General features: G+C 42.2%; 12 protein-coding genes. 9 read left to right on the top strand and 3 right to left on the bottom strand.

The genetic code is table 11. The features are described from left to right. Nucleotides 1-57: 57 nt before the first annotated feature. Nucleotides 58-1,074, bottom strand: a complete 1,017-nt coding sequence (locus VK664_RS08285; protein ID WP_461398170.1) for a DNA-formamidopyrimidine glycosylase family protein — start codon at nt 1,072-1,074, stop codon at nt 58-60. Between the two features lie 113 nt (nt 1,075-1,187). On the opposite strand from VK664_RS08285, the gene VK664_RS08280 reads away from it, so the two are divergent. Continuing rightward, complete coding sequence (locus VK664_RS08280) at nt 1,188-1,901, top strand: DUF421 domain-containing protein (RefSeq protein ID WP_461398169.1); 714 nt, start codon at nt 1,188-1,190, stop codon at nt 1,899-1,901. A gap of 78 nt (nt 1,902-1,979) precedes the next feature. Here VK664_RS08280 and VK664_RS08275 read toward each other — a convergent pair whose 3' ends face one another. Further along, a complete protein-coding gene (locus VK664_RS08275) occupies nt 1,980-3,065 on the bottom strand; it encodes an App1 family protein (protein ID WP_461398168.1) in 1,086 nt (361 codons plus the stop codon). 69 nt (nt 3,066-3,134) lie between these two features. On the opposite strand from VK664_RS08275, the gene VK664_RS08270 reads away from it, so the two are divergent. After that, nucleotides 3,135-3,995 carry a diacylglycerol/lipid kinase family protein gene (locus tag VK664_RS08270; RefSeq protein WP_461398167.1) on the top strand — a complete coding sequence of 287 codons (861 nt, stop codon included), beginning with the start codon at nt 3,135-3,137 and terminating at the stop codon, nt 3,993-3,995. Nucleotides 3,996-4,074: 79 nt separating this feature from the next. Here the strand turns inward: VK664_RS08270 and VK664_RS08265 are convergent, their stop codons facing one another. Continuing rightward, on the bottom strand, nt 4,075-5,091 hold the full coding sequence (locus VK664_RS08265) for a YihY/virulence factor BrkB family protein (protein ID WP_461398166.1): 1,017 nt from the start codon (nt 5,089-5,091) through the stop codon (nt 4,075-4,077). A gap of 90 nt (nt 5,092-5,181) precedes the next feature. On the opposite strand from VK664_RS08265, the gene VK664_RS08260 reads away from it, so the two are divergent. The 7 genes from VK664_RS08260 to VK664_RS08230 all read left to right on the top strand — a co-directional run bounded on the left by VK664_RS08260 (nt 5,182) and on the right by VK664_RS08230 (nt 15,592). Beyond that, on the top strand, nt 5,182-6,492 hold the full coding sequence (locus VK664_RS08260) for a dicarboxylate/amino acid:cation symporter (RefSeq protein ID WP_461398165.1): 1,311 nt from the start codon (nt 5,182-5,184) through the stop codon (nt 6,490-6,492). 212 nt (nt 6,493-6,704) lie between these two features. Then, entirely contained in the window at nt 6,705-8,063 is a 1,359-nt protein-coding gene (locus VK664_RS08255; protein ID WP_461398164.1) for a TolC family protein, read from the top strand. Nucleotides 8,064-8,098: 35 nt separating this feature from the next. Then, the gene (locus tag VK664_RS08250) at nt 8,099-9,406 is read left to right on the top strand and encodes an efflux RND transporter periplasmic adaptor subunit (protein WP_461398163.1); all 1,308 of its coding nucleotides are present in this window, start codon (nt 8,099-8,101) and stop codon (nt 9,404-9,406) included. Nucleotides 9,407-9,464: 58 nt separating this feature from the next. Continuing rightward, nucleotides 9,465-10,214, top strand: a complete 750-nt coding sequence (locus tag VK664_RS08245; protein ID WP_461398162.1) for an ABC transporter ATP-binding protein — start codon at nt 9,465-9,467, stop codon at nt 10,212-10,214. 22 nt (nt 10,215-10,236) lie between these two features. Then, nucleotides 10,237-11,463 carry an ABC transporter permease gene (locus tag VK664_RS08240; RefSeq protein ID WP_461398161.1) on the top strand — a complete coding sequence of 409 codons (1,227 nt, stop codon included), beginning with the start codon at nt 10,237-10,239 and terminating at the stop codon, nt 11,461-11,463. A gap of 23 nt (nt 11,464-11,486) precedes the next feature. Next, complete coding sequence (locus VK664_RS08235) at nt 11,487-12,872, top strand: deoxyguanosinetriphosphate triphosphohydrolase (RefSeq protein WP_461398160.1); 1,386 nt, start codon at nt 11,487-11,489, stop codon at nt 12,870-12,872. A gap of 59 nt (nt 12,873-12,931) precedes the next feature. Next, a complete protein-coding gene (locus VK664_RS08230; RefSeq protein WP_461398159.1) occupies nt 12,932-15,592 on the top strand; it encodes an MGH1-like glycoside hydrolase domain-containing protein in 2,661 nt (886 codons plus the stop codon). The last annotated feature ends 28 nt before the right edge of the window (nt 15,593-15,620 follow it).

Here is a 15,620-nt window from a genome sequence, read left to right as displayed (position 1 = left end):
TATGAGTGAGTGGACGAGTTTTTTAAATCTATAGTGCTTAAGAATTTTCGGGTCAGCTTAATTTGATTTAGCTTTTTTGGGATGGGTTTTATTTGTTGTTGATTTGTTTGTGGTATTGTTTGAGATCGCTTTTTTGGTTGTTGCTTTGTTTCGTGCTGCTTTTTTTGTTGTCACATTGTTAGTTGTTGTTTTGTTCGTTGCCGCTTTTTTTATTGCTACTTTATTTGTTGTTGCTTTGATTGTTGTTGCTTTGACTGTTAGTGCTTTGACTGTTGTACCTTTTGCCGGCGTCAATTTATTTGGTGAAGTTTTATGTTGTTTTGAATGCAACTCGTCGCTACTGTATTTCACCTGGTCGTGTTCGCAATAATAGTTCCTGCGTTTTGTTTTTCCGCCATCTTTAACCGTAACTTCTCCGCCACAAACAGCGCAGTATTCCTGTTTATACACATTACAGTGTTTAAGCAGCGTTCCCGCTCTTTTCCATTTTAAAAAATCAAAAGAATATCGGTGAACTTCCTTAGTAAGAAAATTGATTTTTTCTTTTGGAACATCTGCTATTATGTTTTCAGGATGAAGTTTTGCACTGTACATTACTTCATTTTTTATGATGTTTCCCACCCCGGAAAAAATATGCTGATCCATAAGCACATCGCATATAAAAGTGTTTGGTTTTGCGAGCACCTTATCGCCTGCCTTTCCAGGGTCCCATGATTTATTCATGATGTCTGCTGACCAGTCATAAACAGAATCAAGATCTTCCTGGATCAGAACAATCTGCGAAACATAAAAATTAAGTTCTCCTTCCTTGAAGCTCAGTGAAAGTTTTGGATTTGCCTTAGCGGCACGTTCGTTGATCTTGTAGGATCCAAATAACATGAAATGCACTCTTATTGCAAGTTTTTTACCCAGCACTATAATAAGGTGTTTGCCCCAGGTGGTGACCTCCTTAACGGTTTTACCTTTTATTAATTTTTTATCAAGCTTGCCATAGCCGGATACATCAAGAATTTTCTTTCCTTTGAATTGTTCGAGCGCTTCTTTGGCAATAACTATGGAAGGGCCTTCTGGCATGATAAGATTTTGATTATTTTTTACAAAATGCAGGCCATTATGATTGCGATCAATAAAATTACAATCTGGCGGGCAAGTTGTAATTTCATACAAACGCTAAACAATACCCGCAGATGTTTATTTTACAAGCTTCAGACGGCTTTGACTGGTATAAGTTCCTTATGGGGGAGGAAGAATGGGTGTTCATCGGAGAAGTCATCTTCCGATCGGCAATTATGTTTATAGTTGCATTGTCTGCATTGCGTATTCTTGGAAAGCGTGGGGTTAGGCAGATTTCGATCTTTGAACTGGTTGTGATCATCACCCTGGGCTCGGCTGCCGGCGACCCTATGTTTTATAAAGATGTAGGCATTTTGCCCGCACTTGGTGTTTTTATTGTTATCGTTTCTTTATATTATTTTGTAACCTACCTGGTTGGTAAAAATAAAAGATTTGAGCGCCTGATAGAAGGAAAGCCAGTTTGCCTGATCCAGGATGGAAGATTTTCAGTTGAAAATTTTAAAAAAGAAGCCCTGGCCCAGGATGAATTTTTCGCGGAACTACGTGTAAAAGGGATATCACAACTTGGCCAGGTTGAGCAGGCAATCATAGAAACCAATGGTGATATCAGTATCTTTCATTATCCTGATGATAAAGTAAAGCCCGGTCTTCCTATACTGCCACGGGCCTCCTCAGAACAGGAAACTAAAATAGACTCTGCCGGCATTTATTCATGTACTTTTTGCGGTAACACTGAATCGTTTGAAACCGCAACCGCAAAATACGTCTGCAAAAAATGTAAGAAAGAAAAATGGGTAAAAGCCAGTACAAGAAAGAGGGTAACCTAGATCCTGGCCTGTGCTTTGGTGGATTGAATTCTGTTGCCGATCCTTATTCCTGCGTTGATTTTGACACCTCCGCTGATCTTAATTCCGGGTTCGATTTACGCCCTGGTCTGCATTTGATTCTGTCGTTGATTCCTGTGAAGGTTTTGCTCCGGAATCCTCCCTGTGGCCCAGTCCGATTGAAATCGAATGTTCGATCGCCTCCTTACTATGCCTGAAAAAACAATATGGAATCCCGGCAGATCTGAGGCTGCTTTCAAGTGCCGCTAAAGATATTTTATTATTGCTTGAAACATTCCTGATATAGACCGCAAATACCTGCCCGGGATGATGGTCAGCAATAGAACGATAGATTTCGGGATCCTTTTGTGAATTATCACCCAATAAAATAAATCGTTGGTTAGGAAATGCATCCATGATCCTGACTACACGGGCAAACTTTCCTTCGTGTTTGGTTTTCCCCGTTTTTACGAGCTGGTACCAGCGCTTGAGCTGACTCAACAAAAATATTCCCTGTGGCAATTTCTGTATCCTTAAAAATTCATTCAGATAGTCATAAAGATTCCACTCGCTGCTTGAAACATAAAAAAGGGGATTGGGTGTATCATCATCTGTTTGTGCTTGTTCGAGTAAACGATAATGTTCTCTCACTCCTTCAAAAGCATGGCGGCTGCGGGCATTGTTACTAAACAATGTCCATAATCGTTTAAAAATGGTAGATGAGTGAGAAACAAGAAAAGTATCATCAATATCGGAGATGATTCCTAATTGTGTTATATGTGGAACGAAGAATTCACCTTTTCCTGAAGCTATCACTTTTCCACCGGGGCCAAGGTAATCAACTGTAACTTCTTGAAATCCAGCCGGCACACTGGTTTCGGACGCCCATTCCAGCTTAAAATAACCATCGGTTTCAGTGACGGCGTGGATTTGTTGCTCCTTCCATTTGAGCACCACCGGAACACCTGCAATTGCCTTCACAAAAAATAACTTGAATAGCTGAAATATGTTCCTTAAAATACTTCTATGATAGGTAGTAGTCGGCTTAGAGCTTATCTTAAGTACATGGCCAGACAGGTGCAGGTTCTGCTGGTGCCCGTAACCTTTGTAAATTTTTACGGTAACATCTGTATTAATACCAAGTCTTTTCAGAAACTTTCTATACATATTCGACTTATTGGCATGACATTTTACCAAACAAGATCGTGCCACTAAAAGATATGAAAACTACTATTCATGAAATGTTTATTCATTGTTAACGAGGGATCCGGCGCCGGACAGAAAGACTGGGAACTGATCATCAAAGATTTTTTCCAGGGTCGTTCCGAACAAATAGAATTTTTTCGGCTTGAAAAAGATGCTAATAACAAGGAATTGTTGCTAAAGTCAATTGGTCAATTCGCCCCGGATCGGGTGATTGCGGCTGGCGGAGATGGTACGGTGAAGATGGCAGCCGAAGTAATATTGGGAAAAAATATTCCATTAGGAATTATTCCGGCGGGCTCGGCTAATGGCATGGCCAAAGAACTCGAAATTCCGATGGAGCCTGCTGCGGCGATTGAACTTGCAGTAACAGGGGAACCAAAACCCCTGGACCTGATTTTTATAAATGAAGAATACTGTATCCATCTTAGCGATATTGGTTTGAACGCAAGGATGCTGGAACATTTTGAACAATTTGAAACCCGTGGCTTCATTGGCTACGCAAGGGCTTTACTTAAGATGTTGGGCAGGCACCAATTCATGAGACTTAATCTCCAGGCAAATAACCGGGTATACAAAAGAAAAGTGGTTATGGCTGTTATTGCCAATGCATCCCAATACGGGACCGGTGCAAAAATCAATCCTACCGGCAACCCATCAGATGGTGAATTTGAAGTGGTATTGGTGCGAAGGCTCGGATTGATTGAATTATTAAAAATGATATTGACGGGTAAACCACTGGACAAAAACAAAACCGAAGTTATCAAATGTAAAAGAATGAAACTTACCGCCACAAGGCCTTACCCGTTCCAGGTAGACGGTGAGTCCCGTGAAATGCAAAAAGAAATAAATGCGGTTATTGAACCCGGTGCACTGCAGGTTATCAGGGCATAACTCATAATATTCATTTTCTGGGCCAACCGGTAATTGGGTCTGAGGATAGATCCGGGTATCTTCTGCTCATCATTGGACTTTACGGAATCTTTTTCTCTTGTTTGCTTTCATTTTTTTCCTCTCCCGGTTTGGTTGCGTTTTTCTCTTCTTTTTGTTCTTTTACTACCTGTTGCACAGAAGTACCGTTTTCTGCTTCAACTTCAACTGTTTTGGTTACTACGGCGTAGTGATCAGGATGTATTGCAGATCCATACCTTATTGCATAGAACTTGGTAAATTCTGCCCCGAAATAGAGTATCACTGCCGAATAATAGATCCACAACAATAAAACAACGAGTGAGCCTGCGGTACCATATGTACTGCCAATGTTACTTTTGCTGATATAAAACGATATCGCGAACTTTCCGAACATAAATAGTACGGCCGTAGCAATCGAGCCAGCCAGCACATCCCTCCATTTGATCCTGGCATCAGGCAGTACTTTAAATATCGCTCCAAACAAAACGGTGATGACTCCAAAAGTAATTACCAGGTTCAGAATATAAAACAAAATCACAGTTACATCGGGAAATACAGCCTGGAGTTTCTTATTGAGAGCTTCCAGAATTGCAGAAACGCCGAGCGATACAAGTAATAAAAATCCAAGCCCGACAATAATAGAAAAGGACAACAGCCGATTCTGAAGCATCTTCAGCCAGCCTTTTTTGGGTTTTGGCTTTAAGCCCCAAATCATATTAATCGAGTCCTGTATTTCTGCAAATACAGTTGTTGCACCTATGATCAGGGTAATGATACCGATTATGAGAGAGATCGTACCCTTGCCTTCAAGTGAAGCATTTGTAATTATCTGTTGAAGCTGCCGTGCAGTATCCTGACCCACAAAACTCTGTATCTGGTTGTATATGGAATCTTCTGTATTAGCCCTTCCAAAGAAAATGCTGCAGACAAAAATAATCACGATGAGCAATGGCGCCATCGAGAAAATTGTATAATAAGCAAGCGCACCGCTAAGTTTTAGAACCTTGTCATCTGAAAAACCAGTAAACGAATCTTTCAACACTTCCCACATGCCTTTCACCGTTAACTTCCTGCTCATTCCGTTTTTCGTCACTCTTGCAAAAAATTGACCAGCAACCAACATTACCTTCCCTTTACCAATATTATCTTCCCTTTGAATTATTTCGGATTGAACACCGAATTGAACACCGAATTGAAGACAGTTTATATATCTTCATCGTTCAACACTATGCGTATACCTTCTTTAGTCAAAAACCTGTACTTCCAGGTCATCTTCGCCATTATTACAGGCATATTGCTGGGACACTTTTTTCCAGGGATCGCAGTAACCCTGAAGCCACTTGGAGACGGTTTTATCAAGCTTGTGAAAATGATGATCGTGCCGGTAGTATTTTGCACGATAGTCTCAGGAATTGCAGGAATGGAAAATATGAAAAAAGTGGGCCGCGTAGGGCTAAAGGCAATTCTGTATTTCGAGGTACTTACAACCTTTGCTCTTATCACAGGGCTGGTTATAGTTAACCTGGTGAAGCCCGGTGTGGGTATGCATGTGGATGTCAAAACCCTCAATACATCCGGCATCAGTACTTATACGGCGAAGGCTAAACAACCTGCCGGCACAGTGGATTTTATATTACACATCATTCCCGACACAATTATGGGCGCCTTTGCAAATGGCGAGTTACTGCAGGTACTGCTGTTTTCAATACTTCTTGGATACGGCCTAACCCGGATTGGATCTAAAGCGGTGCCTGTGACCAATTTCATTGAATCTTTTTCAAAGGCCATATTTGCCATCATACATATGATTATGAAGCTGGCCCCTATCGGGGCACTGGGTGCGATGTCATTTACGATTGGAAAGTACGGTCTCGGAACATTGTTATCCCTGGGAAAGCTGATGGCTGTATTTTACAGCACCTGCCTGTTTTTTATCATTGTTGTTCTTGGATCCGTGTTGAAGTTTTATGGTTTCAGCATATTTAAATTACTCAGTTATCTCAAGGAAGAGCTACTGATCGTGCTTGGCACTTCTTCTTCAGAATCTGCTTTACCAAGACTCATGGAAAAGCTCGAAAAAGCCGGTTGTTCAAAACCGGTAGTCGGGCTGGTAGTGCCAACCGGTTATTCTTTTAACCTGGATGGCACTTCAATCTACCTCACCATGGCCGCCGTATTCATAGCACAGGCAACAGATACTCCACTAACTCTTGGCAACCAGCTGACATTGCTTGCAGTATTGCTTATAAGTTCTAAAGGTGCCGCCGGTGTCACCGGCAGTGGCTTCATAACCCTGGCTGCAACCCTGCCATTAGTTGGCAATGTGCCGGTTGCGGGAGTAGCCCTTATCCTCGGTATAGACCGCTTTATGAGTGAAGCCCGGGCACTGACAAATATTATAGGTAATGCAGTCGCTACGATAGTGGTCTCCGGATGGGAAAATGAGATAGACCGCGAGGAAGCGAAAAAATATATTTAGAAACATCGCACAAATGCCTGATTTCGTAGACTTATTTCTACACATAACGGCATTTGCAGGCGGGCCTGCCTTTTATCTGTTGGTATCCAACTAATGATTACTCCGGTTTATTAAAATAATCTTAATCTCCTGTTTAAGAAAAAGAAACCGTCTCCAATGGCGTCCAATTTACAGCCGGATTGATCAAATCGTCCCGAGATAAAACAATCACCATGAAGTTGCGACTAAATGTATTGATCAGAACATTTATATTAATCATATCCTTGCTTAGCGGGTCACCACAACTTAGTGCACAGGACCTGGTTCAAAAAGACTCGGCACTAAGCTGGGATCTTCAGACCTGCCTGGAATATGCCCGAAAAAATAACATCCAGGTAAATACACTTCGATTTGATCAGAGGTTGAGCGAACAGGATTATCTGTTTGCAAAAGCCTCAAGATTGCCGACCCTTAATGGCAGCCTCACACAGTCATTTACAAACAGTAAAAATGCAAACCCCGTTGTGGGAGGTTTTCAGACTCAATCAAGCTTTGCCGGCAACTATTCATTAAACACAGGATGGACACTCTATAATGGCGGATATCTCAGGAAAAACGTTGAGCAACAGGAATTATTTATTCAATCAGCAGGATTATCGGTCAGGGAAGCGGAAAATGACATTACAATCCAGATAACCCAGGCATTTTTGAATATACTGTTGGCAAAAGAAAACATTGTATACCTGGAAGATGTGTTAAATACCTCTCGCTCACAGTATAAACAGGCCGATCAGCGTTACCAGGCTGGTGCAATTTCGAAGAAAGATCTGTTGCTGCTGCAGAGCCAGGTTGCAAGTGACGAGTATACCCTCGTGAATGCACATACTTCTTACCGGCAGAATACAGTGAACCTTAAACAAATATTACAGATACCATCCTCCATAAATTTCCAGGCAGCAGAGCCGGATACAGTAGTTGCTACTGAAGCAATACCGACACTTGAAGAAGCATCAAGAACAGCTCTCCAAAACAGGCCGGAAGTGCAGAACAGCCAGCTTGGCATAACCATCGCTGAAGTAGAACTGGAGAAACAAAGGGCATTGGGCAGGCCATCAATAACCCTGGGCGGAAATATTTCAACCGGGTATTCAGATAATCAAACCACGAAGTTTGTTCCCCAGCTTGATAATAATTTTTTCCAGCGTTTAGGCGTTACCGTTGGTATCCCTATTTTTAATAACAGGAATGTTAAAACCAATGTCGAAAGATCCAGGATAGCGATTGAACAGGCAAAATTAACACTGTTGGGAACTAAGACAACCCTGGACCAGGCTGTGGAGCAAGCTTATATAGCTGTACTTAATGCGCAGGCCCAATATACTGCTGCAGAAGTGCAGTTGAAGGCAAACGAGGAAACCTATAAGATCACATCGGGTGAACTGGAACTGGGAGCAGTAAATGCACTTGATTTGCTGTTGCAGAAAAATCTGTATGTGCAGGCAGCACAGGCTTTTGTTCAGGCAAAATACAATGCAGTACTTAGCATTAAGGTTTACAACTTCTACACCGGTGTTCCTGTAACATTAAATTGAGACTGATTAAAAGCAATAGCATAAACACAAACAAGATGAAAAGATATAGATGGATAATATGGATCGTTGTAATCGCCCTGGTTGGAACAGGTATCTGGTTCTGGAAATTCAGGGAAATGGAAGCACCGCTTGTATTGGAAACCGAAACTCCTAAAATGGGATATATCTCAACCAGCGTTACTGCCACAGGAACTATTCAGCCAGTGGACACAGTATCCGTCGGTACCCAGGTTTCGGGCACTATCAGTAATGTATATGCGGATTTTAACTCAACGGTGAAAAAAGGGCAGTTGATTGCGGAGATCGACAAGTCTCTTTTCGTTGCGGAGGTTCAGCAAATCAATGCAAATCTGCAACAGGCAAAAAGCCAGGTGGTTTTCCAGGAAAGTAATTATAACCGCCAGAAAAGCCTTTACGATATTGGTGCTATCAGCAAGGCAGAATATGAAAACGCCGTCTATCAGCGTAATATCGCAAAAGACAATGTAGTAAGTGTAGCGAGCCAGCTTGATGCAGCCAATCGCAACCTCTCATTTGCGAGTATTTTTTCGCCAATGGATGGTACTGTTATGGCCAGGAACGTCAGCGTTGGCCAGACTGTAGCTGCAAGCTTCAACACTCCCACTTTATTTATTATTGCCAGGGATCTTACTAAAATGCAGGTCAGGGCATCTGTTGACGAAGCAGATATAGGAAATGTTAAGAAGGGACAAAGAGTCACCTTTACCGTTGATGCTTTTCCTGATGAGGTTTTTGAAGGCAACGTTAAGGATATCAGGCTGCAGGCCAATGTTGCAGCAAACGTGGTTACATATGTAACGCTTGTAGATGCGCCCAATGATGATATGAAGCTGAAGCCTGGCATGACGGCAAGCATTACCCTGTTTACAAAAGAGATCCCGAATACGATGCTGGTTTCCTCCAGGGCGATAAAGTTTAAACCGGATTCGGCGATGATGAAAAAATATATTATAGAAGGTGCAGAAGATAATGCTGCAGGACCCCGGAAACGTTCAATGCCTGATGCCGATAACGGCCCGGGAACCATGCCGGGTGATACGACAAAACCGCTACTTAAGAAAAAAGCAGAACGGTCCTCAGACAAAGCAGTGGTTTGGGTGAAAAAAGATAGCACGATCAGTCGGAGAGTGATAGAGACGGGATTGAATGATAATGCCAATGTGCAGGTATTGTCTGGTCTCAACGAAGGTGATGTGGTGGTGAGCGGAATTATCCAGGCCGGGGATGAAAAAAATGGTAGCGCCGCGACTCGTAGTCCCTTTATGCCACCACGCCGTGGCGGCGGGGGTGGTGGTGGCGGTGCAGGACGTGGTCGTCAATAAAGCAATCCGCAACAAATGCGGGACAATCAATGTCGGTACTGAATAAAAAAACAATTTGATGGGCAAAATGATATTAGAGTTAGATGATCTGAAAAGAGAATTCAGAATGGGCTCTGAAGTTGTCCGGGCTTTGAAAGGAGTTTCTTTTGAGGTGAATGCCGGTGAATTTGTGACCATTATGGGAAGCAGTGGATCTGGTAAAACGACACTTCTAAACATACTTGGATGTCTCGATAAACCAACATCCGGAAAATATTTGTTGGATGGAGTTGATATAGGCCTCTTATCAAGAAATGAATTAGCGTCTCTTAGAAATCAAAAAATTGGATTTGTCTTTCAGTCATACAATCTCCTGGCAAGGACAAGTGCGAGGGAAAATGTTGAACTACCTTTACTATATAATTCTTCCATCTCTTCAAAAGAGCGCAGAAAGAAAGCAATTGAGGCACTGGAAGCGGTTAAGCTGGGTGACCGGCTCAATCATTTACCAAACCAATTATCAGGCGGCCAGCAACAAAGAGTCGCTATCGCGAGAGCATTGGTGAATGAACCGGTAATGATACTGGCTGATGAAGCAACTGGCAATCTCGATTCGCGCACCTCGTATGAGATCATGTCGTTGATGCAGGAGTTAAATCAACAACATGGAAAAACAATTGTGTTTGTAACCCATGAGCCTGATATCGCTGCCTTCAGCAACAGAACAGTAACATTGAAAGATGGGAAGGTAGTCAGGGATAGTAAAAATGAAAACATCAGATCAGCGAAGGAAATGCTTGCTGGATTACCGGTAACGGAAGACTATTGATTCAATTGATAAATCATTTGTTATGAACATTCCAAATCTTATCCGCATAGCTTTCCGCGCATTGCAAAGAAATAAGCTTCGTGCTTTTCTCACGATGCTCGGTATCATCATTGGTGTAGCTGCTGTGATCGCTATGGTGGCAATAGGTCAGGGATCAAAACAAAGCATACAGGACCAGCTATCAAGTATGGGATCGAATATGATTACAATCCGGGCAAACAGTAATTCAACTGTCGGCGGTGGTGCAAGGCTTGAATCATCATCACTGCAATCATTAACCCTGGAGGATATTAAAGCGATTGAAAAACAAGCCAATTACATAAGCGCAATCAGCCCTGCTGTACAATCGCGGGGCCAGGTCATAAATGGTGCATTGAACTGGCCAACACAGATGCAGGGCGTAGCTCCCGATTATCTTGAAATCCGCGGCTGGCAGATCAAAGAAGGAGTTGCATTCACAGATGAAGAGGTTAACGGTGCGGCAAAAGTTTGCCTGGTGGGTCAAACTATTGTAGATAATCTTTTCACACCTGGTGATGACCCGGTTGGCAAAATAATCCGATATAATAAAATACCTATCAAGATTATCGGCGTGCTGGCAGAAAAAGGCGAAAATGCTTTTGGATCAGACCAGGATGATGTGGTTCTTGCACCATACACAACCGTGCAAAAAAGAATCATGGCCATTACCTATATTCAAAACATCTATGCTTCGGCAATCGACGAAAAAAGCACAGAACCAGCTACAGCAGAGATCTCTCAAATTCTGCGGGCATCACACAAACTGACAGAATCAGATGACGATGACTTCAGTGTAAGAACACAGGCTGAACTGATCAATACATTTAGCTCGACCAGCGAGCTTCTGACAGTGCTACTCACGGCAATAGCTGGTATCTCTCTGATCATCGGTGGGATAGGCATCATGAATATCATGTACGTATCTGTAACAGAACGAACAAAAGAAATTGGATTAAGAATGTCAATAGGTGCCAAAGGAATTGATATACTGATGCAATTCCTTATCGAAGCGATCCTTATCAGCATTACCGGTGGAATAATAGGTGTATTGCTTGGCATCGGTGCAACAAAACTTATTACCAGCCTGCTCTCATGGCCAACACTGGTTTCCGAATCTTCCATTCTTTTATCATTTGCTGTTTGTGCAATCACCGGTGTATTCTTTGGTTATTATCCTGCACAAAAAGCATCGAGACTGGATCCCATTGAAGCACTGAGGTATGAGTAAATAATTGTAATTTGCCGCATATCATGGAATGGCAAAAGCTTTACAGCGCCAGAAGATCAGGCTCAGAAAACAGAACAGGAAATTCACCGGAGACCATCAGGAATTCTTTTCTGCGCGATTACGATCGCATAATATTTTCATCAGCTTTCAGGCGGTTACAAAATAAGACACAGGTTTTCCCTTTACCCGGCCCTGTTTTCGTGCATAACAGGCTAACCCATAGTCTGGAGGTTGCATCAGTGGGGCGATCGATAGGAAAAGCAGTAGGAGACGCTATAGCTGGAAAATACCTTGGCCAGGACGAAGAATTTAAAGAATTTTATAAGTATGAGCTTCCTTCAGTAATTGCAGCAGCTTGTTTAGCGCATGATATCGGTAACCCGCCTTTCGGTCATTCTGGAGAAGATGCGATCCGGGTTTTTTTCAGACAAATGGAAGGTGAGACAAGGAAAAGATTTACAGATCAGCTATCTGAAAATCAGCAACGCGATCTGCTGTTGTTTGAAGGGAACGCAAATGCCTTTCGTACACTGACACATCATTTCAATGAAAACATTCCCGGTGGTTTCAGGCTTACTTATGCAACACTGGCTTCAATAATAAAATATCCTTCAGATTCTTTAAACGGCTTTAACAAAGGTCAGCTTATTACAAAAAAATCGGGATTTTTTGATCCTGAAATAGGCACTTATAAAAATATCGCTGAAGTACTTGGAATACCTCAACCCGATTCATCAAAAAATGTTTTCGCCAGGCATCCGTTTGTGTTCCTGGTAGAAGCAGCAGATGACATATGTTATCGTATCATCGATTTTGAAGATGCACACCGGCTCAATATTATATCCAGAGAAACTATCAAGGATCTGTTTCTATCTTTTTTTGACTTTGAAGAAGGATACGATTCGCGCGATCGCGTTGAAGCCACCTTTAATTCAATAAATGATGATAATCAAAAGATCCAGTTCCTGCGTGCAAAACTGATTGGATTCCTGATCTTCCGGTTAAGGGATATTTTTATGGACAAAGAGGAAGAACTTCTTAATGGAACACTCACTAAATCGCTGATCGATTACTTGCCAGAGAGGGAAAAAGCCCTGATCAAAACCATAGATGAGTTTTCTGTAGAACATATCTATAATCACAGGTCAGTAGTTGAAATTGAAATCGCCGGATATAATGTTATCGGTGGTCTTCTTGAAGAATTTGTCGGAGCTGTTCTTCATCCAGGATCCTCAAAATCAGAAAAACTACTTCAGCTTATTTCGAAGCAGTTTACAATTACCGGTAAGGAACAATTTCTCTATCATGACGTGCTCTCAGTGGTGGATTATATTGCGGGCATGACGGATCTCTATGCCGTCGATATTTACCGCAAAATAACCGGCATGACTTTTCCACAGATAAGATAGGTGCGATATTGTACATAAATCTTAATTTCACCCCGCTTGCCCTAACACAAAATGAATTCATGACAGCAGAACATCAACGTCTGGCGGTAAACGCTGCAAAACGAATACCTTTAGAGCAGTGGGGCCCGTATCTCAGTGACAGGCAATGGGGCACTGTGAGGGAAGATTACGGACCATATGGCGATGCATGGCATTATTTTCCTTATGATCATGCTCATTGCCGCGCCTATCGCTGGGGTGAAGATGGCCTTGGCGGCATTTCAGACTTCTTTCAGAATTTATGTTTTGCAGTTTCATTGTGGAACGGAAAAGACTCCATACTAAAGGAAAGACTTTTTGGACTGGGAAACAGCCAGGGCAATCATGGTGAAGATGTTAAAGAACTCTACTATTATCTGGATAATATTCCATCGCATTATTACATGGAATTCCTGTATAAATATCCGCAACAGGCTTTCCCTTACGAGACGATAATCGCCGAAAACCAGAAGCGTTCAAAACAGGAACCGGAATATGAATTGCTCGATACAGGGGTGTTTAACAAAAATGAATATTTCGATGTCAGGATCACCTATGCAAAACAATCATCGACAGATATTTTTATCAAAATCAATATTCTCAACCGTGGGGAGAATGCGGCACCTATAACGGTGTTGCCTACTCTATGGTTTTATAATCGCTGGAACCAGACTGAAAAAAAACCGGTTATTGTTACCAGGGATAAATTTTCAGTTAAAGCAACTTATAAAAGACTTGGCTCATACTATCTCTATTTTCAACCTCCAAAGGATCGCTTATTCACCGAAAATGAAACCAACACTGAAAAAGTAAGCGGGATCCCCAATGCCACACCTTTTGTAAAAGATGCATTTCATGATGCTGTCATCAACAAAAAAAATGTAAATGAATTAAGAGCAAAAAAATCAGGGACCAAATTTGCTCCTGTTTATGAATACAATATCGAAGGTGGAAAATCCAAGGACATTTATTTGCGCCTGAGTAACAAAATATCTGATAATCCATTTGCAACCGGCTTCGAATATATTTTCAATCTTAGAAAAGAAGAGGCAAATAGCTTTTACAATGCCATTATCCCTGAGACCGGCAACGAAGATCTGTACAATATCCAAAGACAGGCGCTTTCCGGAATTCTGTGGAGTAAACAATACTATCATTTTGATGTTGAACGCTGGCTCAGTACAAGCGATGGCATTACACCAGTTAACCCGGGCAAACAAAACGGGCGCAATCACGACTGGAAACATCTCAAGAACCAGGATATAATAGCAATGCCCGACAAATGGGAGTATCCCTGGTATGCGGCATGGGATCTGGCTTTTCATTGCATTCCGATGGCTATGGTTGATCCGACTTTCGCAAAACACCAGCTGTTGCTGATCATGCGGGAATGGTATATGAAGCCTGATGGACAATTACCTGCCTATGAATGGAATTTCAGTGATGTTAATCCACCCGTTCAGGCCTGGGCAGCACTACAGGTTTATATCATTGAAAAAAACAAAACAGGCAAAGGGGATATAAACTTTCTAAAACGCATCTTTCAAAAACTGCTCATCAACTTTACCTGGTGGGTGAACCGGAAAGATGCCAGCGGAAATAATCTATTTGAAGGAGGATTTCTTGGACTCGATAACATAGGTGTATTTAACCGGAGTATCCAGTTACCCGGGCAGATGCAACTGGAACAGGCTGATGGAACAAGCTGGATGGGAATGTATGCACTGAATATGATGGATATCGCACTCGAGATAGCCATGGTTGACCGCGCATTCGAAGACACTGCTACTAAATTTTTCGAGCAGTTTGTATTGATAGCCGAAGCGCTGAATGAACAGGGCATGTGGAATGAAGACGACAAATTTTTCTATGACACCCTTGCAATTGCAGGCTCTCCACCCCTGCAACTAAGGATACATTCAATAGTTGGCCTCACTACCCTTTTTGCTGTTGCCATCATCGAAAAGAAGATGCTGGATAAACTGTCTGACTTCAAAAAAAGAATAAGCTGGTTTGAAAATTATCGCCTGAAAAACAACAAATACTGGCCAAACGAAGAACATAGTGACGGTGAACAGATCCTGCTTTCGCTGATTCCTCAGCAAAGGTTGATCTACCTTCTCGAAAGATTATTGAACGAATCTGAATTCCTTTCAGAAGGGGGTATCAGGGCCTTATCAAAATATCACGAAGCCAACCCTTATTCAGTTAAGATTGATGGGGTTGAGTATACAATCCAATATGATCCGGGTGATTCTACTTCCAATTTTTTTGGAGGTAATTCAAACTGGCGTGGTCCGGTCTGGATGCCGATCAACTTTATTATCATTCAGTCGATCCGGAAATACGGTGAATTCTATGGAGAAAGCCTTTTAGTGGAATGCCCGGTCGGTTCAGGCAATAAAATGAACCTGATACAGGTAGCTGATGAACTTACCCAACGAGTGATCAGCCTTTTCCGGAAAGACAAAAACGGTGATCGCAGTCTACATGGCGAATACAACTGGTTCTATCGCCAGCCCGGCAATGAGCATCTACTGTTATTTTTTGAGTATTTCCATGGCGACAGTGGCAACGGGCTCGGCGCAAGTCACCAAACCGGCTGGACCGCTGTTGTCGCGGAGCTTATCCAGGAAGCCGAAAATAAAAAGAAACGGGCGCAGGCACCTGCCCCGGTAATATCTGATGGACTTGAGGAGTGAACACCCGTTCATATAGCTATTTTTCCGC

This window comes from Flavitalea sp. (genome assembly GCF_035489435.1).
GTDB lineage: Bacteria > Bacteroidota > Bacteroidia > Chitinophagales > Chitinophagaceae > DATHKG01.
The sequence above is the reverse complement of the archived record's forward strand: the minus strand, read 5'-3'. Positions and strand labels throughout refer to the sequence as shown.